22 protein-coding genes and 5 tRNA genes are annotated in these 23,691 nt (G+C 47.8%); 11 read left to right on the forward strand and 16 right to left on the reverse strand.

The genetic code is table 11. The annotated features are described in order from the left end of the window. The first annotated feature begins 75 nt into the window (after positions 1-75). Positions 76-390, forward strand: a complete 315-nt coding sequence (gene ppnP / locus WS_RS00820) for a pyrimidine/purine nucleoside phosphorylase (RefSeq protein WP_041571671.1) — start codon at positions 76-78, stop codon at positions 388-390. Here ppnP and WS_RS00825 read toward each other — a convergent pair. From WS_RS00825 to WS_RS00895, 15 genes are all read right to left on the reverse strand, one after another. After that, a complete protein-coding gene (locus tag WS_RS00825; protein WP_011138128.1) occupies positions 378-713 on the reverse strand; it encodes a GlpM family protein in 336 nt (111 codons plus the stop codon). The two genes, ppnP and WS_RS00825, sit on opposite strands and share 13 nt — an antisense overlap. Further along, a complete protein-coding gene (gene nspC, locus WS_RS00830) occupies positions 714-1,853 on the reverse strand; it encodes a carboxynorspermidine decarboxylase (protein ID WP_011138129.1) in 1,140 nt (379 codons plus the stop codon). After that, positions 1,850-3,043, reverse strand: a complete 1,194-nt coding sequence (locus tag WS_RS00835; RefSeq protein ID WP_011138130.1) for a saccharopine dehydrogenase family protein — start codon at positions 3,041-3,043, stop codon at positions 1,850-1,852. Before WS_RS00835 ends, nspC begins: the two co-directional genes overlap by 4 nt. Positions 3,044-3,080: 37 nt before the next feature. After that, positions 3,081-6,230 (reverse strand): efflux RND transporter permease subunit, encoded by a 3,150-nt coding sequence (locus WS_RS00840; RefSeq protein ID WP_011138131.1) that lies wholly within the window; start codon positions 6,228-6,230, stop codon positions 3,081-3,083. Positions 6,231-6,233: 3 nt separating this feature from the next. After that, the gene (locus tag WS_RS00845; RefSeq protein WP_011138132.1) at positions 6,234-6,512 is read right to left on the reverse strand and encodes a hypothetical protein; all 279 of its coding nucleotides are present in this window, start codon (positions 6,510-6,512) and stop codon (positions 6,234-6,236) included. A 7-nt stretch (positions 6,513-6,519) separates the two neighbouring features. Further along, a complete protein-coding gene (gene rsmH, locus WS_RS00850) occupies positions 6,520-7,431 on the reverse strand; it encodes a 16S rRNA (cytosine(1402)-N(4))-methyltransferase RsmH (protein ID WP_011138133.1) in 912 nt (303 codons plus the stop codon). A gap of 120 nt (positions 7,432-7,551) precedes the next feature. Continuing rightward, entirely contained in the window at positions 7,552-8,772 is a 1,221-nt protein-coding gene (locus tag WS_RS00855) for a malic enzyme-like NAD(P)-binding protein (RefSeq protein ID WP_011138134.1), read from the reverse strand. A 178-nt stretch (positions 8,773-8,950) separates the two neighbouring features. Further along, complete coding sequence (locus tag WS_RS00860; RefSeq protein ID WP_011138135.1) at positions 8,951-10,978, reverse strand: translocation/assembly module TamB domain-containing protein; 2,028 nt, start codon at positions 10,976-10,978, stop codon at positions 8,951-8,953. A gap of 123 nt (positions 10,979-11,101) precedes the next feature. Further along, the gene (locus tag WS_RS00865) at positions 11,102-11,380 is read right to left on the reverse strand and encodes a hypothetical protein (protein WP_041571672.1); all 279 of its coding nucleotides are present in this window, start codon (positions 11,378-11,380) and stop codon (positions 11,102-11,104) included. Between the two features lie 110 nt (positions 11,381-11,490). Further along, a tRNA-Glu gene (locus tag WS_RS00870) sits at positions 11,491-11,566 on the reverse strand. A 52-nt stretch (positions 11,567-11,618) separates the two neighbouring features. Further along, positions 11,619-11,695, reverse strand: a tRNA-Asp gene (locus tag WS_RS00875). Positions 11,696-11,702: 7 nt separating this feature from the next. Then, a tRNA-Val gene (locus WS_RS00880) sits at positions 11,703-11,778 on the reverse strand. Between the two features lie 58 nt (positions 11,779-11,836). After that, positions 11,837-11,911, reverse strand: a tRNA-Glu gene (locus tag WS_RS00885). Positions 11,912-11,938: 27 nt separating this feature from the next. Continuing rightward, positions 11,939-12,014 (reverse strand) — tRNA-Lys (locus tag WS_RS00890). A gap of 102 nt (positions 12,015-12,116) precedes the next feature. Beyond that, on the reverse strand, positions 12,117-13,208 hold the full coding sequence (locus tag WS_RS00895) for a CinA family protein (protein ID WP_011138137.1): 1,092 nt from the start codon (positions 13,206-13,208) through the stop codon (positions 12,117-12,119). 89 nt (positions 13,209-13,297) lie between these two features. Between WS_RS00895 and ppk2 the strand changes: the two genes are divergently transcribed. From ppk2 to WS_RS00940, 10 genes are all read left to right on the forward strand, one after another. Further along, entirely contained in the window at positions 13,298-14,164 is an 867-nt protein-coding gene (ppk2, locus tag WS_RS00900; RefSeq protein ID WP_011138138.1) for a polyphosphate kinase 2, read from the forward strand. 82 nt (positions 14,165-14,246) lie between these two features. Further along, positions 14,247-16,994 (forward strand): isoleucine--tRNA ligase, encoded by a 2,748-nt coding sequence (ileS, locus tag WS_RS00905; protein WP_011138139.1) that lies wholly within the window; start codon positions 14,247-14,249, stop codon positions 16,992-16,994. Next, entirely contained in the window at positions 16,973-17,101 is a 129-nt protein-coding gene (locus tag WS_RS11200; protein ID WP_269470907.1) for a hypothetical protein, read from the forward strand. Before ileS ends, WS_RS11200 begins: the two co-directional genes overlap by 22 nt. 301 nt (positions 17,102-17,402) lie before the next feature. Then, positions 17,403-18,869 carry a cytochrome-c oxidase, cbb3-type subunit I gene (gene ccoN / locus WS_RS00910; RefSeq protein WP_011138140.1) on the forward strand — a complete coding sequence of 489 codons (1,467 nt, stop codon included), beginning with the start codon at positions 17,403-17,405 and terminating at the stop codon, positions 18,867-18,869. A gap of 15 nt (positions 18,870-18,884) precedes the next feature. Then, positions 18,885-19,568, forward strand: a complete 684-nt coding sequence (gene ccoO / locus WS_RS00915) for a cytochrome-c oxidase, cbb3-type subunit II (protein ID WP_011138141.1) — start codon at positions 18,885-18,887, stop codon at positions 19,566-19,568. A 2-nt stretch (positions 19,569-19,570) separates the two neighbouring features. Further along, positions 19,571-19,795, forward strand: a complete 225-nt coding sequence (locus WS_RS00920; protein ID WP_011138142.1) for a cytochrome c oxidase, cbb3-type, CcoQ subunit — start codon at positions 19,571-19,573, stop codon at positions 19,793-19,795. 6 nt (positions 19,796-19,801) lie between these two features. Continuing rightward, positions 19,802-20,659, forward strand: a complete 858-nt coding sequence (locus WS_RS00925; RefSeq protein ID WP_011138143.1) for a c-type cytochrome — start codon at positions 19,802-19,804, stop codon at positions 20,657-20,659. A 15-nt stretch (positions 20,660-20,674) separates the two neighbouring features. Further along, positions 20,675-20,875, forward strand: a complete 201-nt coding sequence (locus WS_RS00930) for a DUF4006 family protein (protein ID WP_011138144.1) — start codon at positions 20,675-20,677, stop codon at positions 20,873-20,875. A 114-nt stretch (positions 20,876-20,989) separates the two neighbouring features. Then, on the forward strand, positions 20,990-21,607 hold the full coding sequence (locus WS_RS00935) for a hypothetical protein (protein ID WP_011138145.1): 618 nt from the start codon (positions 20,990-20,992) through the stop codon (positions 21,605-21,607). Beyond that, on the forward strand, positions 21,607-22,095 hold the full coding sequence (locus WS_RS00940; protein WP_049770608.1) for a FixH family protein: 489 nt from the start codon (positions 21,607-21,609) through the stop codon (positions 22,093-22,095). The genes WS_RS00935 and WS_RS00940 overlap by 1 nt, the downstream gene beginning before the upstream one ends. A 6-nt stretch (positions 22,096-22,101) precedes the next feature. Here the strand turns inward: WS_RS00940 and argS are convergent, their stop codons facing one another. Then, positions 22,102-23,688 (reverse strand): arginine--tRNA ligase, encoded by a 1,587-nt coding sequence (gene argS / locus WS_RS00945; protein ID WP_011138147.1) that lies wholly within the window; start codon positions 23,686-23,688, stop codon positions 22,102-22,104. Positions 23,689-23,691 lie beyond the last annotated feature (3 nt).

Here is a 23,691-nt window from a genome sequence, read left to right on the forward strand (position 1 = left end):
TAATTCATTCTATCTAAGAGGAGAAACTTTTCGGGTATAATCTCGCCATTTTCCCTAAAATCCAAGGAGAGAGTGATGCAGAGTTTTGAAAATGTAACAGTCGTGAAAAAAGCCAATCGCTACTTTGATGATAAGGTGACAAGCCGCACGGTGATCTTCCCTGATGGAAGCAAAAAGACCCTAGGAATCATGCTTCCTGGAAGCTATGAATTTGGCACGGACAAGGCTGAAATCATGGAGATTCTCGAAGGAGAGCTTGAGGTCTTTTTGCCCCAAGAATCAAAGTGGCGCACCCTTAGGGGCGGAGAGAGTTTTGATGTACCCGCCCATTCACGCTTCAGCCTCAAAGTGAATGAGACGGTCGATTATTGCTGCTCTTATGTGGGGTAGCTATAGATAAGAATCGAGGCGGCCAAAATCCAGACCAAAGAGGCGCCCAAAAGGGTCGCCTCTAGCCTCCAATAATCGATGAGCCAATAGACGCAGAAAAGATAGAGTGCATAGGGGATCATCGCCCACGCGCCAAAAATCACCGTCTTTTTAAGCTCCTCGACTCCTCGCTCGCTTCCCACGATCCAATGGGCCATGAGTGCAAAAGTAGGAAAGAGTGGAATAAGCCCTGCAATGTAGTAGTTTTTGCTCCTAGCCAAAAGGGCCATGATCAAGACGACTAGCGCCCCTAAAAGGGCTTTGAAGCCTAATGAAGAGAGCAACTAGCTGTTTCTCCTTTTGTACTCATCATATCCATACTCATGCCAAAGCTCAAACTCTCCCGATTCTCTAATCACGCCAATGCTTGGAAGGGGAACGCCGTTGAAAGTATTGTTTTTGACGATGGTGTAGTGAATCATGTCCTCAAAGATGAGCTGATCCCCCACTTTGAGGGGCGAATCAAAACTGTAGTCTCCAATGACATCGCCCGCCAAGCAAGTAGGTCCACCTAGGCGATAGGAGTAGCGTTTTTCTCCTGCTTCCGCGCTTCCGCGCACCATTGGCCGGTAGGGCATCTCAAGACAATCAGGCATATGGGCTGCCGCACTAATATCAAGAATAGCGATCTCCATCCCATTGCGCACCACATCCACCACTTCGCCAAGCAAAAATCCACTCTGCCAACCCACTGCCTCGCCCGGTTCCAAATAGACGGGAATGTTGTTATGGCGTTTCCTAAACTCTTGGATGATTTGAATGAGGCGATCCACATCATAATCGGCTCTTGTGATGTGGTGTCCTCCGCCAAAATTGACCCATTTCATGCGCCCAAGAAGCTCTCCAAAGTGGCGCTCAAAGTGCTCTAGGGTGCGCTCTAGTGCATCGCTATTTTGTTCGCAATGGGTGTGAAAGTGAAGTCCATCAATTCCCTCTAACGCCTCTTGGCTGAGCTCACTAGGAGGGATTCCAAGTCTAGAGCCTGGAATGCAGGGGTTGTAGATGGGGGGTTCCACCTCAGAGTAGAGGGGATTGAGCCTAAGACCGCATTCGATGGGTCTGGGGGCATTTTTGACCTGATCTTTGAAGCGTGCCCATTGAGTGGGAGAGTTGAAGATGATGTGATCAGCGAAGGTGATCAGCTCTTTGATCTCAGGCTCTTTAAAAGCGGGAGAGTAGACATGAACCTCTCCCCCCCTAAACTCCTCTTTTCCAAGTTTGGCCTCATGAAGTCCGCTGGCGGTGATTCCTTTGAGATAGGAGGAGACCAAAGGGAAGCTTTTCCAGAGGGCAAACCCTTTGAGGGCAAGGAGAATCTTGGCTCCACTCTCTCTCTGCACGCGATCAAGAATCTCCAAATTGGCACGGAGTTTTGCCTCTTCTAGGACATAGCATGGAGTGGGGATGTGGGGGTAGGGCTTCACGCCTCCATCTCCTTGACTTCCCATGGCAAGCCCTGCTTATTGAGCTCATCCATGAAGGGATCAGGATCAAGCTCTTCCATATTGAAGACCCCTTTGCCGCTCCATTTGCCCTCCAGCATGAGTTTGGCTCCAATCATCGCAGGCACGCCCGTGGTGTAGCTGATCGCCTGGGCATTGACCTCGCGGTAGCAGGACTCATGGTCGCAGACATTATAGATGTAGATGGTGCGCGCTTTCCCCTCTTTGATTCCCTTGATGTAGCAACCAATATTGGTCTTGCCTTTGGTGCGGCTAGCCAAAGAGGCGGGGTCGGGGAGGAGGGCTTTGAGCACTTGGATGGGGACGACTTTGCAGCCATTGACCTCGATCTCATCGATTCTTAACATTCCCACATTTTCTAGGCAGCGCATATGGGTGAGATAGCTCTGTCCAAAGGTCATAAAGAAACGAATCCGCTTTAATCCTTTGATATTTCTCACTAGCGATTCGAGCTCTTCGTGGTAGAGCAGATAAGAATCTTTGGGGCCCACTTCGGGGTAGTCCCAAACTTGCATGATCTCCATGGGTTCGGTTTCGATCCATTCGCCATTTTCCCAGTAGCGCCCCTTGGAGCTCACCTCGCGGAGGTTGATCTCAGGGTTGAAGTTGGTGGCAAAGGGATAGCCATGATCGCCCGCATTGCAATCAAGAATGTCGATCTCGTGAATCTCATCAAAATAGTGCTTTTGAGCGTAGGCGCAAAAGACATTGGTGACACCCGGATCAAAGCCGCTTCCTAGAAGAGCCATAACTCCCTTCTCTTTGTAGCGATCGTGAAATGCCCACTGCTCTTTATATTCAAACTTGGCTAGATCGGGGTGCTCGTAGTTGGCCGTATCCAGATAGGGCACGCCTGTGCGGAGGCACGCTTCCATGATGGTGAGGTCTTGGTAGGGGAGGGCGATGTTGAGTACGATTTGGGGTTTGACTTCGTTGATGAGCGCAACTAGCTCTTCGATGCTGTCGGCATCCACGGTCGTGATATCGATCTCGCCATAGCCTTTGGCTTTGATGCTTTGGGCGATCTCTTGGCACTTAGAGAGGGTTCGGCTAGCGAGCGTGATGTGAGAAAACACCTCGCGATTCATCGCCATTTTGTGAGCGACAACTCCGCCTACGCCACCTGCGCCAATCTGGAGGACTTTTGCCATATTGTTTTCCTTGGGTTTTGAGGTAAATATGGCGAAATTATAGTGGTTTTTTGTTTAAGGAGGGGAGGCGAATCCTAGAAGCCATGTTGCTAAAAAGCAACCGTAGCTTGAGGCGTAGCTTAGGCCGTTTAAATTGGCTCAAGAAGGCAAAGAGCAGGGGGAGATAGTAGAGGTTTAAAATGGTGCCCCACAATAGTCCAAAACCTAAAGAGGTGGCGAGGGGCTGGAGGGTTTTGGCTTGGCCTGAGGGGAAGAAGATAAGCGTGGCAAGACCGATAAAAGTGGTGATGGAGGTGAGAAGGATGGGGCGCAATCGCTTCGTGGCGCGCTTGAAAAAATCCTCATTATTTTTGGCCTTGCGGATGAAGTCCACCATCACGATTCCATCATTGATCACCACTCCAGCTAATCCTAAAATTCCGACAATGGAGGGCATGGAGAGGTTGAGCCCTAGAAGAGAATGTCCCAAAATCACGCCCAAGAATGAGAGAGGAATCACGGAGAGAATCATGAGGCTCACCAAGAAAGAATCAAACATCAATAAGAGCGTCAAGAAGATCAAAAAGAGCGCTAGCACGGAGGCAACAATCATATCATGAATGAACTGCTCGTTCTTCTCCCGTTCTCCTCCAAGCTTCAGGATGAGGCCTGATTCTTTGATCTTTTTGATCTCAGGTTCTAGTTTTTTGAGAAGCTCCATCGCGGTGAGCTCCTCAGGAATCACATCCGCATAGACCGTTCGCTGGCGATCACCATCTTCTTTGATGATCTTTTCGGGGGCCTCTTGGGTGTGAAAATCGACCACCTCTTCTAAAAGCACCTTTTGGGAGCCAAGCTGGAGGCTAAAATAGCGGAGGGTGGAGAGCTCGTCCTTGTAGATGTCTTCGATTCGAAGGTGCACCACCCCCTCTTCATCGAGGCTTTTGCCTTTCTTGGCAAAAAGAAAATAGTCGCTAAGAAGCGCGCTTAAGACCCCTTCGTTAAGTCCAAGCGATTCTCCGTAGGGATTGATAGCGAGCTTGATTTCAGAGATTCCCGCTTTCATGTCGTTATAGACGCTTTTGACTCCATGGGTCTGCTCGATCACTTGGGTGAGGTGAGGCAAGGCCTGCTTAAGAAGGGCTTCGGGGCCTATGAGGGAGATTTCGATATCGTGTTTGACGATTCCTGCTTTGGGGGCGGCGACACGAAGCTCCTCTAAGGCGTATGCTTTTTTGAATCCTTGGAGGTGCTCTTGGAGCATTTTCTCAATCTCAAAGCTTTTAAGGGGGCGAATTTTGGCGCTATCATCCCAGTCAAAAGAGAGAATTGGAGTGATGTAGCGCTCCACAAAGTTATCTTCAATCGCCTCTTCGAGCTCGGCAAAGATGATAAAGACATTCGAGGCGGTCTCGCTCTCGCCTGAGGCGTCCATCATCCAGCCTGAGACGGCCGAGGTTGATTTGATGAAGAACTCCCCTTTGTGCTCCAAAATCTCTCTCTCCAGTTCTTTGATGAGGGCTTGAGTCTCTTCGACTGTGTGGTTGGCGCTCAGTCGTCCGCTGATATAGACCTCTGTTCCATCAAATTCGGGGAAAAGCTGATACTTGGAGTGTTTGAAGCCCAAAAAGATAAGAATCGGAATGAGCAAGAGAAAGATTCCTAGCACGAGCTTTTTTCTCGCAAAGAGAAAGGCGAGAGAGTCGTGATAGAGTAGATTGGCGCGTGTCCAGCTTCGGGTGGGCTCTTTTTTGGAGAGGATGTGAGCGGAGTGGAGCGGGAGAAAGAGGAAAGATTCAATCAGTGAAGCAAGGAGCAAGATGGCAACGGCTAGGGGAATCATCTTGATGAATTTCCCTACCTCTCCGCTCATAAGGAGCATGGGCAAGAAGGCAAAAATGGTCGTGGCACTTGCAACAAGGACGGGGGCAATCACCTCTTTGACCCCTTCAACCGCCGCTTTTTTAGGCTTCATCCCCTCTTCGATATGGCGCTGGATATTTTCAGAGACGATAATGGCGTCATCAACTAGGATTCCCACGGCAATGAGTGCACCTAGGAGGCTGATCATATTGATGGTGTTGCCCAAGAGGTAGAAGAACATCGCGCCAAGTAAAAAGGAGAAGGGGATGCCCATCGCGACCACGAGAGAGATACGCTTGTTGATGAGCCAATACATCGACAAAGAGACGAGCAAGAATCCTAGGGTGATATTGGAGACGACCGTATTGAGGCGGCTTTTGATGTAGACGGAAGTGTCTGAGAAAGAGTCGATGGCTATCTCAGGATGGAGTTCTCGGAGGCGATCGATTTTGTGGTGGAGAAGCTTGGAAAGGGCGATTGCATCCCCTTTTTCATCTTTGGAGATGTTGATGGTGAAGGCTTTTTGACCATTAAAACTAGAGAGCGTGGAACTCTCTCCATAGCCATACTCAACACTGGCAAAATCTCTAAGTCTGAGGCGCTTATCTCCTATCTTGATGAAAGTTTCTAGGAGATCAGTAGGTTCTTTTTTTCCATAGATGGTGGAGAGGTAGAAGTGCCCTTCTTGGCTCTCAATTTTCCCCAAAGGAAAAATATAAGAGAGCCCTGTCATGGCACTAGAGACCTCTTGGGGGTTGAGCCCATAGGCGCGAATTTTTTTAGAATCGAGGCGAATTTGAATCTCTTTGTCTGATTCCCCATAGAGCGCCACATCGCTGAGGTTGGGGATGGCAGCAAACTCTTTTTTAATGACTTTGGCTTTTTTGAGAAGCTCTTCCATGGAGAGTGTTTCAGAGGCAATGGAGACTTGCATGAGGGGGATTTTTCTCTCCAAAACCGTTGCGGTGGGCTCATCCATGTCGCTGGGGAGGTTGGCTCTAGCTAGAGAGATGGCGTCTTTGACCTTGCTTAGGTCATTGTTTTTGTCGCTTCCCTCTTTGAGGGTAATAACGATGGTGAACATCCCGGGGCGGATGGTCGATTCGATCTTGGTCACGGAGGAGATGCTGCGCACCTCATCCTCAATCTCCCCCACCGCCATCTTGTCGAGATTGTCAGCACTTGCACCCGCATAGACGCCCGTGATAAGAATCTTATCCGAATCAAGAGGAGGGAAGAGCTCTCTTGGGAGGACTTGGTAGCAGTAGATTCCAGCCAACAAGAAAAAGAGCGAGAGTGAGTAGTTGAGCTTGGCGTGGCGAAGGAAAAATTCAATGAACCTCATGGGCTAGAATCCAATATCCATGATGAGGAATTTGAATTTTGTATCCTCTAGCTGTTTTTTGAGGTGTTTGTTCTCTTCGATGAGAGAATCGGATTGGTTTTGGAGCTGGAGGATGTTTTTGCTGGCGTAGTAGATATTGCTACGGATATAGATTTTGGGTGCTAAGAGCACGACGCTCCCTAGGAGAAGAATCATCATCCAAAGCATCAGGGTGAAGCTCAGATTTTTCTCCCCCTCCTGGTGACTCTCAATCGCGCTTAATAACTCCTCTTTCTCTTCCATGAAGTCCCTACGATTTAAACTCAAAAGCCCGCATTTTAGCGCTTCTTGACCTTGGATTGGCTTTGGATTCCTCTGGGGTGGCCACAAGGGGCTTTTTGGTGAGAATCTGACCCTTTTCGTGGTTGTTTCCGCAGGTGCAGCGAAAGGCTTCAGGGGGGCAGAGGCAAGAGTTAGACCACTCTTTGAAAAAATTCTTAACAAGGCGATCTTCTAGGGAGTGAAAGGAGATAATGCTTACACGCCCCTTGGCGATCTCTCCTATGGTTTGCAGGGCGCGCCCGATCTCGCCTAGCTCATCATTGACCTCGATGCGAATCGCTTGAAAAGCGAGGGTGGCAGGATGGATGTTGCCCACTCTTTTGAAATGGCGTTCGATGAGGCGGCTGAGTGCCTCAGCGCTTGTGATTCTCCCTTTTTTGCGTTCCTCGGAGATAAGAGAGACGAGTTTTTTAGATTCCTTGATCTCTCCATACTCCTTAAAGATTCTCTCTAGGCGATCTTGGGGGTAGCTATTGACCACTTCTAGGGCGCTGAGTTGAGCGTTTGGGTTCATTCGCATATCCAGTCTTTCAGAGTGAAAAGAGAATCCCCTAGAGGAATCATCTAGTTGAAGCGAAGAGACGCCAATATCCGCAAGAATCCCAGCAATAGGGAGCTCTTTGAGCGTGGGGAGAACTTCAGAGAATCGACCCTCTCTGAAGCTAAAGCGATCCTTGAAGGGGGCTAGGCGTTTTTGACTGAATTCAAGGGCGTGAGGGTCTTGGTCGATTCCAATGAGTGAGAGTTTTGGGTGCGCCTTTAAAATGGCCTCGCTGTGACCTCCAAAGCCTAAAGTGCAGTCAATGAAGTAGCCCTCACTCAAGGGGGCGAAAATTTCGAGTACTTCATTTTTGAGGACGGAGAGGTGAGGCGATTCCAAAGATTCTCCTAAAAAGGGGGTTGATGTCGCTATTATACTTTAAAATGGTGAGCGTTGCTCAAGAAGCGAAGGTGTGAATAAGCCTTGGGGAAGACCAAGGCTTATTATTCTAGGGAAGAGTTATAGAGTGGTGATTCTTGCGACACCGCTCTTGATAGCCGCTTTGGCTACAGCCTCAGAGACAAATTCGTTGAGTCGGGGGTCAAAAGGGGAGGGGATGAGATACTCTTTGCCATAGGCAAGAGGTCGGCCATGAATCTCTTCAAGCTCTTTGGGAACAGGAAGTTTGGCCAAAGCGGCGAGGCCTTTAGCCGCGGCGATTTTCATCTCTTCGTTGATCTTGGTGGCGCGGACTTTGAGCGCCCCTTTGAAGATATAGGGGAAACCAAGGACGTTGTTGATTTGATTGGGGAAGTCGCTACGCCCTGTAGCCATGATCACATCGGGTCGAGCGGCTTTGGCCACATCGGGCATGATCTCAGGAGTGGGATTGCTCATCGCAAAGACCATGGGATTGGGATTCATTCCTTCGATATCTTCACCCTTAATGATGTCAGCCTTGGAGAGACCTAGGAGCACATCCGCACCTTGAAGAGCCTCTTTGTAGCTCTTGTACTCTTCTTGACAGATAAACTCTTGTTTAGTGGAGTTGAGGTCGGTTCTAGAAGCGGTGATTGCACCTTTGCTATCAAACATCACAATATTTTTGACGCCAAGACTTTTGTAGATTCTTGAGCAAGAGATTGCGGCGGCACCTGCACCCACGACGACCACTTTAAGATCTTCAAACTTTTTGCCGACAAGTTCGATGGCGTTCATGAGGGCAGCGGCGGAGATGATCGCGGTGCCATGTTGGTCGTCATGCATCACGGGAATGTCTAGAAGCTCTTTGAGGCGGTCTTCGATATAGAAGCATTCGGGAGCTTTGATATCTTCAAGATTGATTCCCCCAAAGGTAGGAGCGATGGCCCGAACGATGTCGATGAATTTATCAGGATCTTTCTCATCCACTTCAATGTCAAAAGAATCGATATTGGCAAAGCTCTTAAAGAGCACTGCTTTTCCTTCCATGACGGGTTTGCCCGCAAGTGCACCAATATCGCCTAGACCAAGGACAGCGGTTCCATTGGAGATGACCGCAACAAGGTTGCCTTTGGTGGTGTAGTCAAACGCCTTAAAGGGATCCGCTTCGATCACTTTGCAGGGCACGGCGACACCAGGAGTGTAAGCCAAAGAGAGGTCTTTTTGGTTCTTTAGCTTGGACTTGGGCACAACCTGAAGCTTTCCGCCCGTATGATATTCCAATACCTCGGGGTATTTTTTCAATAGCTCTTCCGTCATTCTTCACACCTTTTGTTTTTTGAAATTGCCCTGAAATATAAACAAATGTAACCTAAAACTTTGATTTATTTAAGCTAAAACTTTATTGAGGAAGGGGGGTGTAAATTAAAATTTAATAAAAGAAAAAAAGTAGCTCAAAAAACTCAAAACCACATTACAATTTGTAACATCAAGGGAGTTAGAAAAGTCCCTTGATGAGATTCTTGACAGGCTCTTTCACCTTTTCTGGAACATATTTTTCAACCGCTTTACCGGCCTTATCTTGCAAAAGGCCGTGGGTATCGATAGAGATTTTAGGTTTGTCCAAAGCTCCCTCTAGAGTGAGCGTGGCAGGACGATCTTTAAATTTAGCCTCCAGCTTGGCGTCTATTTTGTTACGATCAGTATCAATTAGGGCATTCTGGGAGTGCAATTCGGTGTTTTGACTCTTCATTGCAAGATCAGACAAAATCACCCCCTTGTTGATCTTGCTTTTGAGCGTGGCGTGATTGTAAACCTCCTTGGTGAGGTCGATTCCAAAGAGGGGGCGCAGAAGAAGGGATAGCTGATTCTCCAAGAATCGACCCTTTTGAGCTTGTGCTTCTAAGATTCCCTCTTCTTTGGTGAGATTGTAGAGAAACGAACCATCGGTTTTGGAAGAGAAGAGCGCAGGATAGTCAAGCATTTTAAGGAGCTCCAGAAACTCGACTTGGGAGAGCTTGAGGGAGAGGTCATCGTTTTGAAGCTTGCCACTCACTTCGCCTCCAAGGGTTTGGCTAAAGAAATCAGCGATGAGCGATTGAGGGGAGTGCTGGATTTTTCCCGTGGCTTTGAGATCGCCTTTAAGCTTTTGCTTGGTGAGGAAGGCGAGTCTAGAGAGGTCAGGAATGAGAAGCTCATAGGGGGCTTCAATCATCAAAGCAGGAAGCGTAACAACCTGTACTTTGGGGGCGACAAGCTTTAAGAGATCCGAATCGAGGTGGATTTTGGCATTGCCTTTGCCTTGATGAAGAAGCATAGAAGAGGCGAGGGAGAGCTTGGTGGCAGGCATGGAGAGATTGAAATCGCGTTCAATAGGTTCTTTGCTAGTGATTGCCGAGGGGACTTCCATTTTGAGTTCACCGGAGATTCCCTCTTTAAAATCTTTGAGGGAGGCGTTAAGGTTGAGATTGCCTGTGACATACTGGGGCTTGCCTAGCATAAAGAGGAGGCGCTCTAGTTTCAGGTTGCTCACGCTGATATCGGCGGTGGCAGGGGCGAGGTCTTGAAGTGTGATGAGGTAGGAGCTTTGAGAGCCAGCCAGATCAGTGCTTCCATCTAGAAGGAGGGATTTTTTATCGCCCTTAAGGGTGCCTTGAGCTTTGAGCTTGCCTCTTAAGGGCACTCCTGCCAAAGGAGTGAGGGGGGAGAGGTCGCTTAGATCAAGGGCATAAAGAGAATCGGTGGCAAGTGTTTTGAGATTGGTGGCGCCTGATGTGTTGATGTTGCCAATGTTAGAGGCAAATTTGAGATTGTGCGCAACGTTATCCCCATTAAAATGACTTGCGAGTTTAAGATTGAAAAGAGTGGAGGGGATGATGATGTCAAACTCCTGCTTCATCACCTCTTTTGAGGCCTCACCATCATTGGCCAAAAGCTCGGCTTCCCCCTTGAATCCACCTTCAGGAGCGCTTTCAAGTTTCAAATCAAGATAAAGAGCGGCTTTGGCGTAGGAGGGTTTGCCAAGGGTTGCTAGCAGGGTCTCAAGTCGCGCTTTTTTGACATTGGCAATCGCAGAATAGAGGGCAAAAGATCGGAGCTCGATGAGAAATTTTGTCTCCCCTTGGGCGATATCGCTCTCTCCGATGATGGAGAGCTTTTCTCGATTCCCTGAAGCCTTGGCGCTCAGCGTGAAGGCTCCCTGAAGGGGAACGGAAGCCAGCGAAGAAGCATAAGAGAGGTCGTTGACCTTGAGATCAAAGAGGGCATCCACGCTTTGAGAGAGGAGGGAGTAGTTGCCCTTGAGATTTGCCGTGAGCGATTCTCCTCCCTGGAAGAGAAGATTAAAAGAGGAAAATCCTAGGCGAAACTGGGTCAATTCCAAAGGGATGGGCGAGGTTTCGTTGATCTTTTTTTGGACATAGGGTTTTAAAAGGGAATTCCCTATAGGGGTGAAAGGAAGGGTGAGCGCGACAAGAAGGAGGAAAAAAAGCCCCGCACCAGTGCGCAAAAGAAGTTTTCTCGACATCTAGACTCCTTTGGCAAAAGTTTTGCTAATCCCCCATTCTACAATGCAAAAGATTAGAACTCGCCTCAGGGCTAGGCTCACAAGAAGAAGAGAAGTTACAAAAGAGTCAGGCTAGAAGGGAGCTTAGAAGGCAACGCCGTCATTTTCCTGACAACGCCTCTTGCAAATTTCCGCCGAAGAAGAGTCTTTGCCATAGCGTTGGTTACAGTTTTGCATACAACCCTTGACCTTGATGGCAGCGCACATGGAGCGGGCTTTTTCGCAATCATTGAGGCACTGATTCATGGGCTTGCCCTCTTTGGTGCACTGATTCATGCAGTTGCGATGGACCTCATTGCAGTCGCTTGAGCCAAAGCCAAACTGCTTGCTCTTGTCCTCGCCGCATCCAGAGAGCAGCCACATCAATGATCCGAAGAAGAATAGAAGGATAAAGTTTCTCATGCAGAGAGAGTATTTAAAAAGAGATTAAAAATATATAAAAAATAAGAGTTCGGAGTCAAAAGAGGCAAAAGTGGCGACCCCTAGGAGATTTGAACTCCTGTAGCCACCGTGAAAGGGTGGTATCCTTGGCCACTAGATGAAGGGGTCTCTATTAAAAGGTGTGTCGACAATTAATATTTGATTTGAAGTGGCTTTAAGGTGGCGGAGCGGACGGGGCTCGAACCCGCGACCCCCTGCGTGACAGGCAGGTATTCTAACCAACTGAACTACCGCTCCATGTAAGTGGTGGTCGCTACAAGACTCGAACTTGTGACATCCACCTTGTAAGGGTGGCGCTCTACCAACTGAGCTAAGCGACCGAATGTATAAGATTATCAGCGTCTCATTGAATCGTGAAAAAGAAGAAATAAATAAAAGTGGTGACCCCTAGGGGACTCGAACCCCTGTAGCCACCGTGAAAGGGTGGTATCCTGACCGCTAGATGAAGGGGCCACTTTTATTTATAACATTGGTGTGAAGTGGTGACCCGTGTTGGATTCGAACCAACGGCCCATTCCTTAAAAGGGAATTGCTCTACCAGCTGAGCTAACGGGTCACAAACATCCTCTCTCACAAGGTCGTTTTTTACGTCCTTGGCGTAAAGGAGCTGGAATTATAGTGGCTTTTTTTTGGTTTGTCAAGAAGTTTCACTTGAAAATCACTCTCCCTCCAAAAGAAGGCGAAGCAAGAGATAGAGCCCATGGAGCGCGGCTTGCCTCTGAATGTATCGGCGATCCCCCTTAAAAAGGAGTCTTTCGACGATCTCTTGGCCCTCTTGGGAGCGAACTCCAATAAAGACGGTTCCGACAGGTTTATGATCACTCCCCCCTCCAGGGCCTGCAATTCCACTGATGGCCAAAGAGTAGTGGGCGCGAGCGACCCTGAGAGCGCCTTTGAGCATATCCTTCACCACGGCTTCGCTCACTGCGCCATAGAGATCCAGATGCTCCCGTTCAACCTCGAGCCAGCGCTCTTTGATCTCATTGTCGTAGGTGATCACGCCTCCATGAAAGACCTCTGAGGCGCCTGGAATCTGAGTGAGAATTTGTGCCACATCTCCCCCCGTGCAGCTCTCAGCCGTCGTCACAACATGTTTTTTTTGTGAAAGAATCTCGACCACCTTAGAGGCAAGCGAGGAAGCAGGAAGAATCTTCTCTCCAAAAAGCGCCTTCACACCCTCTAAAAAGCTCTCTTCATCGCTAAACTTGAGCGGTTTAGCCAAGAGCATCCCAAAGCCTTGAGCGTGAGAGAGGGCTTTGAGGGAGAGATTGTGGGATTGGGCTAGTGGAGAGAGCAGGAGCAGAGCGCTCTCTTCGTCGATTCCCATAAGGTAGAGGCAAATCTCCTCTTTGGCTGGAGGTAAAAGAATCGCAGGGAGCTCGCCTAGCTCATCAACCTCTAAGAGATTAATGAGGCATCCCTCTAACTCTAGAAGATAGCTCCCCTTTTCTGCGTGAAGGGTCTTGGAGGGAATAAGGCGCTCGTTTTGCCAAATGAGGGTGTCTTCATGAAGGGTGGCGATGAGCTTCATCACCGTGGGAAGTGATTCTTTAGGGCTTAAAAGAATTAGCTGATGAGAATTTTTCACAAGGTATTCTAGTGAAAGAAAAAGATTTTTATCATTATCGGAGAATCTAGAAACACAAGAGGGGATTCCAAGTTGTGAGCGAGCCTTTCGGATGGCATAGTCGCAAAAGTCATCATGACGAATGAGAGAATCTCCTACAAAAGCCAAAGCTAAAGATTGCATCGATTGAACCTCTTATCTATATGTAATAGAAAATGGAATAGAGTGATAAAGTCTAAAGAACCATTATAGCACGACACAAGGAGGAGTATTTGGCAAAGCAGATCGTGATCAGGCCCGAAGAGGAGAATCTCCAAAAAGCTTACGATGAGAGCGGAAAGCTCAAAGAATCATTTTATAAAAAGGAGCTGGTGAAGCTTCAAATTGAGCTGGTGAAGCTTCAAAATTGGGTCAAGCAAAGTGAAAAAAAGATCATTATTATCCTAGAGGGTCGTGATGGTGCGGGCAAAGGGGGCACTATTAAAGCGCTCACGGAGCATCTCAATCCTAGAGGTGCGCGTGTGGTGGCTCTGCAAAAGCCAAGCGATGTAGAGAAGACGCAATGGTACTTTCAGCGCTATATCAACGAGCTTCCCGTGGGGGGCGAGATCGTCTTTTTTGACCGTAGCTGGTATAACCGCGCGGGCGTAGAGAAGGTGATGGGATTTTGCACGAATGAGCAATACAAAGAGTTTATCTATCAGGTGCCCAATTTAGAGCAGATGCTCCTAGGAAGCGGCTTTTTGGTGTTTAAATATTTTTTAGATGTGGGCCAAGAAGAGCAGCTCAAGCGAATCGAACGACGCAAGACAGATCCTCTTCGAATGTGGAAACTAAGCCCTATTGATGAGAAGTCACTAGGGCTTTGGGATGAGTACACCGAAGCGTTTCAAAAGATGTTCGCTCGCACCCATACCCCCTATGCGCCTTGGGTGGTGATTGATTCTAATGATAAAAAACGGGCGCGCCTCAATATTGCTCGTGATCTCCTCTCCCGAATCGACTATGAAGGCAAGGATCAATGCAGCGTCTGCTTGCTTCCTGACCCAAGCATCGCCACGCGCTATTCGCAGGTGGTCAATCTTAAGCCCGTGGAGAGTGGTTCAGGCTCAAAAAAAAGAAAAGAGAAAAAATCTTAGCTTAATAACCGGTTAAACGGCTTTGGGCTAGAATCGCGCCCTAAAAACAGGGGCGATGTCCAAAAGCCCAAGGAGATGGATGATGGATTATAAAGAGACGATAGAGCTGCCCTCCACGACATTCCCTATGAGAGCCTCTCTCCCAGAGAATGAGCCCAAGCGCTACGAGAAGTGGCGCGAGGAGAAAGTCTATGCCAAGATGCAGAAGAATCGCGAAGGAGCCAAAGAGTGCTTCAATCTTCACGATGGCCCTCCCTATGCGAATGGGCATCTTCACATAGGGCACGCGCTCAATAAGATTCTCAAAGACACCATCGTCAAATATCACTATTTCCAAGGTAAAAAAGTCTCCTATGTTCCTGGGTGGGATTGCCACGGGCTTCCCATTGAGCAACAAGTAGAGAAGAAGCTGGGCAAAGAGAAAAAAGATTCACTCCCCAAAGAGAAGATTCGAGAGCTTTGCCGTGCTCATGCGGCCGAATTTATTGCTATCCAAAAGAGCGAATTTTTAGAGCTTGGCGTGGTGGGGGATTTTGAAAATCCCTATAAAACGATGGATTTTCCTTTTGAAGCAGCGATCTACCGAGCGCTTTGCCAGATCGCCCAAAAGGGTCTTTTAGCGGAGCGAAGCAAGCCTGTTTATTGGAGCTGGGCTTGCAAGACTGCACTGGCGGAGGCAGAGGTTGAGTATCAGGATAAGGTGAGCGATTCGGTCTATGTGGCTTTTCCTCTTCAAAAAGAGGCACTAGAGCGACTAGGTGTAAAGAGGGCTGTGCTAGTGATCTGGACGACCACGCCTTGGACGCTCCCTGCCAATGTGGCGGTGGCACTTAGACCCAAAGAGCTCTATGTGCTCATGAGCGATGGCAAGGTTGTGGCCAAGAATCTAGTGGAGAAGCTCACGGCCTTGGGCGTGGTAGGCGGTTCGATTTTACAAGAGTTTGATTCTTCAACCCTTGAGAATCTTTTGGCGCAAAACCCTCTAAATGGGCGGGATTCTCGTATTGTTCTTGGAGAGCATGTCGAGGTTAGTGATGGCACGGGATGCGTGCACACGGCTCCTGGGCATGGCGAAGATGACTACCGTGTGGGGCTTAGATACAACCTTCCTGTGCTCATGCCCGTGGATGATGAGGGACGCTTTGATGAGACGATTCAAAGAGAATCGCTTCTGCCTGAGGCTGATTCTTTTGTCGGAATGCATATTTTTGAAGCACAAAAGAGAATCTTGGGGCTTTTGGGCGATGCTTTGCTCAAGCACACCCAAATCACTCACTCCTATCCGCACTGCTGGCGCTCTCATGAGCCCGTGATTTTTCGAGCCACTAAGCAGTGGTTCGTGTTGATGGATGAGTCTATTCAAGGAGTTGGGAAGAGTCTTAGGGAGATCGCACTTGAAGAGATTCAAAAGACCTGCTTCTACCCTGATCATGGAATTAAGCGCCTAGGGAGCATGATTGAGAATCGCCCCGATTGGTGTATCTCTAGACAGCGAGATTGGGGCGTGCCTATCGCTTTTTTCCGCGATAGACAGAGTGGAGAGATGATCTTTGATGCCGAAGTGTTGGAGCATATCGCGGGGATTTTTGAGCAAGAGGGGTGCGATGCGTGGTGGAGCCGAGATAACGCCTATCTTCTCCCTGCTAGCTGGAAGAATCGAGCGGATAGCCTCGAGAAGATTCACCATATTTTGGATGTTTGGTTTGATAGTGGCTCCACATGGAAGGCTGTCCTGCTCTCTAGTGCGTATGAGGCGGGCAACTATCCTGCTTCGATGTATCTTGAGGGGAGCGATCAGCATCGAGGGTGGTTCCAAAGTTCGCTCCTTGTGAGCTGCGCCATCAATCACCACGCCCCCTACCAGTCGATTCTCACGCACGGCTTCACAGTGGATGAGAAGGGCGAGAAGATGAGCAAAAGCAAAGGCAATGTCATCGCCCCCAAGGATGTTCTCAAAGAGTTTGGAAGTGAGATTTTGAGGCTCTGGGTCGCCTCTAGCGACTACCAAAGCGATCTTAAAATCTCTCAAAACATCCTCAAGCAGGTGGCGGAAAACTATCGCAAGATTCGTAACACGATTCGATTTTTGCTGGCGAACACTAATGATTTAGAGCGACTTTCGCCCCTAGAGGATTTAAGCGAGATTGATCGATGGTTCATGCAAGAGGCAAGAGTGGCGCTAGAGGAGACTAATGCGCTATTTGGGCGATACGATTTCTCTAAAGGGCTTCAAGAGATCAACTACTTTATCACCAATGCCTTGAGCGGAATTTACCTTGATCTTTGCAAAGATAGCCTCTATTGCGATGGCAAAAATTCCAAAACACGCCGCGCTAGTCAAAGTGCCATGGCCTACACTCTGCGCGCCCTGCTTGCCACGCTTGCGCCCGTTCTCACCTATACAGTCGATGAGGCACTTGAGCATGCTGGAGAGGTGCTCAAAGGGGGCGCTCAAAGTGTTTTTGACCTTGTCTATGAGCCCCTCCCTTTGGTGGAGGCACCCAAAGTTGACTTCGTCAAGCTTGAAGAGCTTCGAGCCAAATTCTTTGAAGTGGTGGATGGCCTTAAAAAAGAGAAGAGGCTTAAAAATACATTGGAGGTCAATCTGCTTCTGCCTCCTAAAGAAGAGGACTTTGGAGGCTTGGCCAAGTGGATGATGGTGAGTGAAGTGCTCAAAGAGGCCAAGGGCGAAGAGCTTGCGAGCTTTGAGCTGGCGGGATTAACCTATCGGCTCCTTAGGGCGACCTTGCATCGATGCCCTAGGTGTTGGCAATTTGTCTCACCTAAAGAGGAGACGCTCTGCGAGAGATGTGCGGGAGCAATAGGCTGATGTTTGACCTCTGTGAACCTGTAGGATTGATTGAGGTTTTCATCACGGGAGGGGTGATTTTGAGTCTCATGGCGTTGGGCTATCGCTGGCTCAAGCGTCGCCCCTAGTGATTTTTTGGTACGCTTAGAAAGAAAAGAAGCTCAAATTTCTAAAACCAAACCCTAGTTATTGGGCTTTGGTTATAAAATAGATAAAAGAAAATTAACCGATACACTCCTTCTTACGCCTTGTAATCCCCGATAAAATCGAGAGTCCAAAAGTTATATTTAAATTAACTTAAAAAAGATATTTTGAATAAATCATAATGACTTTTCCCAATTTAAGCGAAATATCATCCTCCCTAACCTACAATTAATGGTTTCGCTCTTAATATTTTTTGTTACTTAATCCACAAAAGGAGGATGATGTATGCAATCAAATTCTGCACTAGAGTATGACTACTCTATATCCAAGCTTTTCGTCTATGCGACGATTGCCTTTGGTATAGTGGGGTTGCTACTAGGGGTTGTGATCGCATTCCAGATGGCGTTTCCTGAGCTCAACTATTTAGCGGGCGAGTATGGGACATTTAGTCGATTGAGACCGCTGCACACTAACGGTATCATTTATGGCTTCACCTTGAGCGGTGTTTGGGCGGGTTGGTACTATCTTGGCCAAAGAGTGCTCAAAATCACCTATAACGAGCACCCTTTCCTTAAAGTGATCGGACATGTTCACTTTTGGGCTTATATTGTGCTTATGGCATTGGCGGTTGTATCGCTTTTTGCAGGACTCACTCAATCCAAAGAGTACTCAGAGCTCGTTTGGCCTCTAGACCTTTTGGTGGTTGTAGTCTGGGTTTTGTGGGGGATTAGTCTTTTTGGAAGCATGGGGGTTAGACGAGAGCAGACGATCTATATTTCGCTTTGGTATTTCATCGCGACCTTTGTGGCGATTTCTGCTCTTTACATCTTTAATAACCTTGCGGTTCCTACCTATCTTGTCTCTGGTTATGGAAGTTTCTTTAACTCCGTCTCTCTCTATTCTGGAACCAACGATGCGATGGTTCAGTGGTGGTTTGGACACAATGCTGTGGCGTTTGTCTTTACTTCGGCTATCATCGGTCTTATCTACTACTTCTTGCCTAAAGAATCAGGTCAGCCTATCTTCTCTTATAAATTGACGCTCTTCTCTTTCTGGGGCTTGATGTTTGTTTATATTTGGGCGGGCAGTCACCACCTTCTTTACTCTACTGTGCCTGATTGGATGCAGTCTCTTGGCTCTATCTTCTCAGTTATTTTAATTCTGCCCTCCTGGGGAACGGCGGTCAACATGCTTCTTACAATGAAGGGGCAGTGGCATCAGCTCAAAGAATCACCCATGATTAAATTCTTGGTTTTGGCATCCACTTTCTATATGCTAAGCACCCTTGAAGGGCCTATTCAATCTATCAAATCTGTTAATGCACTAGCGCACTTCACCGATTGGATTGTTGGACACGTTCACGATGGTACTCTTGGATGGGTCGGCTTCACAGTGATTGCGGCGGTTTACCATATGGTTCCTCGAATGTTTAAGAGAGAGATCTACTCTAAGCAGCTCATGGATGCTCAGTTCTGGATTCAGACCACAGCGATCATCCTCTACTTCTCTAGTATGTGGATTGCAGGTATTACCCAAGGGATGATGTGGAGAGCCACGGATGAATTTGGTAACCTTGCCTACTCCTTCATCGATACAGTCACGGTGCTCATGCCCTACTACACCATCCGAGCCATCGGAGGTCTTCTCTATTTAGTAGGTTTCTTCATGTTCACCTATAATATCATCATGACGATGGTGGCGGCTAAAGAGCTTGAGAAAGAGCCCACTTACGCTACGCCTATGGCTGCATAAAGGAGGAAGGAAGTCATGTTTAACTGGTTAGAACGAAATCCATTTTTCTTCACCGTTGCCTTTTTGTTGGTCTTTTCTATCGCGGGTTTGGTTGAGATTCTTCCCGATTTTGCGAAAGCCTCTAGACCTACGGAAAATTTAAAGCCCTATAGTATGTTGGAAACCGCAGGACGACAGCTCTACATCAAAGAGAGTTGCAACGCCTGCCACTCGCAGCTCGTTCGGCCTTTCAAATCTGAAACCGATCGATATGGAGCTTACAGCCTTAGCGGTGAGTACGCCTATGATCGACCCTTCTTGTGGGGTTCTAAGCGAACAGGTCCTGATCTTCACCGCGTGGGTGATTATCGAACCACTGATTGGCACGAGAATCACATGATGGATCCTACTTCTGTGGTGCCCGGTTCAATCATGCCCGCCTACAAGCATATGTTTAAAAATGCGGCTGATATCGAAACGGCCTATGCGGAAGCCTATACAAACAAAGTGGTCTTTGGGGTTCCCTATGATCAACCTAGTGGGATTAAGCTAGGAAGTTTTGAAGAGGCAAAAGCGGCTATGTTTGAAGAGGCAAAACTTATCGTTGAAGACATGAAAAATCAAGATGTCAAAGACGCCTTGGCTCGGGGTGAAATCAAAGAGATTGTTGCTTTGATCGCCTACATGAATAGCCTCGGACAAAAAAGAAGGGCGAACTAATCGTGGATATGGAAGCTTTGCGAGAGATTCAGGCGTACGCCTATTGGTTCTTCTCTCTAGCGTTGGTGATTTTTCTGTGTGGGTATATTTTTCATATCTATAGGAGTCAAATCAAGGGGACTAGGGATTACGAAAAGTATGGCAGGCTGGCTCTGGATGATGAGCTCACTGATTCTCTCGTCGAAGCGCGCGAAGAAAAAACTGAGAATCCAAAGAAGGAGAGCTAAAAGAATATGGAATGGCTAAATCTTGAAGATAGCGTTAATGCGCTGTCATTGCTGGGTGCTGCGGTCATTTTAGCTTTGACTATCTTCGTCGCGGGTGGTTACATCAAGAAGATGAAGGACAGTCGGGCTGAGGGTGAGCTGGCAAAAGAGAGTTGGGATGGTATCGGAGAGTTTAAAAACGATATTCCTATTGGTTGGGGCGTGACTTATCTCGCGCTTATCGTTTGGGGCTTTTGGTATTGGTTTATTGGCTATCCCCTTAATGCCTACTCTCAAATTGGGGAGTACAATGAAGAGGTGAAGAGCCATAATGCTAAATTTGAAAGCAAATGGGCAAATGCCGACCATAAGACCTTGGTTGAGATGGGTCAAAGTATCTTTTTGGTACAGTGCTCCCAGTGTCATGGTGAGACCACCGAGGGGATGAATGGCAAAGCTGCCAACCTTACTCGATGGGGTCGCGAAGAGGGAATTGTTGATGCAGTTTTACAGGGAGCTAAGGGTCTTAACTATCCTTTGGGCGAAATGCCTGCGGGTCTTGTGGATGAAGCAAGCGCTAAAGCTGTTGCCGCTTTTGTGATGGCAGAACTTTCTGAAGTGAAAAAGAGCAAGAACCCCGCGCTCGTCGAGCAGGGGCGAGAGATCTGGGTCACTGGTACATGCTCTTCCTGCCACGGGGATGATGGTAAAGGGCTTGGCGGACAAGCGCCTGACTTGACTCAATATGGCACCGCCACCTTTGTTGCGGAGGTCCTAGAGAAAGGTAAAAAGGGTCATATCGGTGGAATGCCTGCCTTCAAAGCACCTATGTTGACCGAGATTCAGAAGAAAGCTTTGGCTAACTTCATCTATTCTAACAAGTAAGCAGAGGAGCAGGAAATGAATGGATTGTTCGGAGTCAATGGACTACTTGGATATCTAGTAGCGGTTGTGTTGCTGCTTAGCGTTGTTGGAGTGTTCACTTTCTTGGCTATCGGGGTGCAAAAAGAGGAGGCAACTAATTACTATCGCCTTGAAAAAGCACACGATATTCAGATGTACAACAGTGATAACGAAAAACAGTATCGCTCAACCAAATAAGGAGGATGGAAATGACAAAATATAACAGCCTTGAAAAAATCCTTTTTGTGGCGCATTTGGTTTTGATTGTTGTCTCCATCGTGGTAGCATTCATCCCTGGAATGCTTCCCTTTGTTGTCTAGTTCGGTGAAAGTTGTTGTTCAAAGGGCGGGGAGAGTTTGTCTCCTTGCCCTCTTTTTATTTCTGCCCGCCACGCTAGCCGCGTTCTCTTCACCCTATGTGATCAACCCCCACGCCCAGCTTGTCCCCAAGACTGAAGCCTTTGTTCATCTGCTCGCTCAAGAGCTCCAAGAAAAGACAGGAGTCTCTCTCTATTTGGTGGCCCTAGAGAACCTAGAAGGACGCGATTTCAAGTCCTATGAAGAGGAGTTGGCCAAAGATTTCAAACGCCCCTATGCCTTTATCTTCTTTGCCAAGAAGGAAAAAAAGATTGATGTGGTGGCTGAGGGTGAGGTGGAGAAGCTTTTTGACAAAAAGGATGTTTATTGGAACTATATCGTGCCGCTCATTCCCAAAAAAGAGAATGAGCTTACTGCCTCTAACATATCAGCGATGCTTTTAAATGGTTATGTTCAGATTGCCGATAGCGTGGCGGAGAAGGCGGGCGTGAAGTTAGAGCACTCTTTTGTTTCTGAGGACAAGGGAACCAAAGTGTTTGTCCGAGTGGTGCTCTACTTTATGATGTTCACGCTTTTACTGCTCTTTGTATTTCGATGGATAAGGAAAAAATGATGAGAGAGAAGAATTTTTGGCCTCTAGGAATCTTCTTGGTGACCATGACCGTGGTGGGAATGATTATTTGGACGGTCAATCTAGCGCTTAAAAATCCCGTAGAATTAGACAACTCCTATATGAGTTATTATCAACAGGTTGATTCTAATATTAATGAAATCCAGCAAGAGCAGAAGCGATTCTGGGGGCTCTACGCTATCAAGCCCTTCTCCTCTAAAGTCGAGATGAATCTACCTCAAGGGGTCTCTATTGAGCTTTTAAAAAGAGAGACCCAAGAGGGGGTTGAAGGGGCGAAGGTCACATTTAGACTCACCCGACCCCACACAGCGCGCGAAGATATAGACCTTGGAGAAGGCAGGGAAGTAGGCAAAGGAGTCTATGCCACGCCCGCCATCCAATTCCCCAAAGAGGGGCGATGGAAGCTTCAGGCAATGATTGAGACGAGCGAAGGCAAGGGCTATTTTGAGAAGGAATTGAACGCACGCTAGAGAGGATTACATCCTCTCTTTGGCAGTGATTCCCAGAAGTGCAAGACCCTGAGAGAGGGAGAGGGCTACAACTTTGCAAACCTTGAGAAGGGCAGCCTCTTGAGGGGTCTCTAGGATTTTATGCTCGTTGTAAAATTTGTGAAACTCTCCAGCGAGGGCTCGGAGATATTCGGCGACCTTTTGAATGGCACGATTCTCAAAGGAATCTTCTAGCACTTGAGGGAGTTGGAGCGAGAGGAAGAGAAGATCAAAAATTGAGTCTTCTAAGCCCTCCAAAGAGGCCGCTTCAATCTCTTGGGAATCAAGGCTTGATTTGCCAAGCATTGTATGGATGCGAGCGTGTGCATAGTTGATATAAAAGATAGGGTTGCTTGAATCCTCTTTATTGAGATCATCCACATCAAACTCCAAGTGAGTGTCAGGCTTTTTACTCAAAAAAATGAAGCGTAGCGCATCTGCGCCAATATCTTCAAGCACATCCCTCATAAGGATAAAATTGCCTGCTCGTTTGCTCATTTTATAAGGTTGTCCCCCTTTGAGCAGGGTGACCATCTGAGAGAGGAGCACTTCAAGTTTTGATGAATCGTGGCCCAAAAACTCAATAGCTGCCTTAACTCTCGCAATATATCCGTGATGATCGGCTCCCCAAATGTTGATGTAGCGATCATAGGGGCGAGCAAACTTATCGGCATGGTAGATGATGTCTCCCGCTAAATAGGTTGGTTCCCCGCTCTCTCGAACAATCACTCGATCCTTTTCGTCTCCATGAGCGCTTGAACGCAGCCAAACTTTGCCTCCCCCTTCGTAGCACCCCTGATGGGACTGAAGTAGGGCGTAGGTCTCCTCCCATCTGGGGTAGAGAGATTTTTCACTGACATAATGGTCAAAATGGATATGGGTGTCAGCTAGGTTGGAGCGAATCTCCTCTAGCATCAACTCTTTTCCGAAGAGGGAGAGCTCAGGGATAAAGGCTTCATCAGCAAAGGCCTTCTCCCCCCACTTCTTGAGTGCCTCCTTGGCAATATCTACGATGTACTCACCCCGGTAGTATTGCTCGGGGTAGGTGACAGGAAGAGAGAGAAGAGAATCGCGGCCCGCCAGATAGATGGAGAGACCAAGAAGATGGATTTGATTTCCCGCGTCATTAACGTAATACTCTGTCTCTAGGGCATAGCCAAGGTGTCTGCCGATACGGCTTAGGGCATCGCCTAAAACCGCTCCTCTGGCATGACCGATATGAAGAGGTCCTGTAGGGTTAGCGCTCACATACTCTAAAAGAATGCTCCCTTGCTTGTCTCCTTTGCCAAACTCTCTGCCTTGAGAGAGTGCTAAAGAGGCTTGTGCATCAAGAAAGCCTTGTTTTAGGCGAAAGTTGATGTATCCTCCAACACTTTGGACGCTCTCAAACACCTCAATCTCACTCAGCTTTTTGGAGAGCTCTTGAGCGATGAGGGCGGGATTCTTTTTTAGCTCTTTGGCCAAAGAGAAGGCAGCTGGAGTAGCGTAATGACCGTGATTTTTATCCTTGGGCTTTTCCAAAACAACGGAAAAGCCAAGCGTGGTTTCTAAGAGATGTTTGATCGTGTGGTGCAACGA

Origin of the sequence: Wolinella succinogenes DSM 1740, assembly GCF_000196135.1 — a bacterium.
Classification (GTDB): Bacteria; Campylobacterota; Campylobacteria; order Campylobacterales; family Helicobacteraceae; genus Wolinella; species Wolinella succinogenes.

Coding starts and splice junctions, on each gene's coding strand:
- ppnP (WP_041571671.1), top strand. CDS start 76: ATGCAGAGTTTTGAAAATGTAACAGTCGTGAAAAAAGCCAATCGCTAC.
- WS_RS00835 (WP_011138130.1), bottom strand. CDS start 3,043: ATGGCAAAAGTCCTCCAGATTGGCGCAGGTGGCGTAGGCGGAGTTGTC.
- WS_RS00840 (WP_011138131.1), bottom strand. CDS start 6,230: ATGAGGTTCATTGAATTTTTCCTTCGCCACGCCAAGCTCAACTACTCA.
- WS_RS00845 (WP_011138132.1), bottom strand. CDS start 6,512: ATGGAAGAGAAAGAGGAGTTATTAAGCGCGATTGAGAGTCACCAGGAG.
- WS_RS00855 (WP_011138134.1), bottom strand. CDS start 8,772: ATGACGGAAGAGCTATTGAAAAAATACCCCGAGGTATTGGAATATCAT.
- WS_RS00860 (WP_011138135.1), bottom strand. CDS start 10,978: ATGTCGAGAAAACTTCTTTTGCGCACTGGTGCGGGGCTTTTTTTCCTC.
- WS_RS00865 (WP_041571672.1), bottom strand. CDS start 11,380: ATGTGGCTGCTCTCTGGATGCGGCGAGGACAAGAGCAAGCAGTTTGGC.
- WS_RS00895 (WP_011138137.1), bottom strand. CDS start 13,208: ATGCAATCTTTAGCTTTGGCTTTTGTAGGAGATTCTCTCATTCGTCAT.
- ileS (WP_011138139.1), top strand. CDS start 14,247: ATGGATTATAAAGAGACGATAGAGCTGCCCTCCACGACATTCCCTATG.
- WS_RS11200 (WP_269470907.1), top strand. CDS start 16,973: ATGTGCGGGAGCAATAGGCTGATGTTTGACCTCTGTGAACCTGTAGGA.
- ccoN (WP_011138140.1), top strand. CDS start 17,403: ATGCAATCAAATTCTGCACTAGAGTATGACTACTCTATATCCAAGCTT.
- ccoO (WP_011138141.1), top strand. CDS start 18,885: ATGTTTAACTGGTTAGAACGAAATCCATTTTTCTTCACCGTTGCCTTT.
- WS_RS00925 (WP_011138143.1), top strand. CDS start 19,802: ATGGAATGGCTAAATCTTGAAGATAGCGTTAATGCGCTGTCATTGCTG.
- WS_RS00930 (WP_011138144.1), top strand. CDS start 20,675: ATGAATGGATTGTTCGGAGTCAATGGACTACTTGGATATCTAGTAGCG.
- WS_RS00940 (WP_049770608.1), top strand. CDS start 21,607: ATGAGAGAGAAGAATTTTTGGCCTCTAGGAATCTTCTTGGTGACCATG.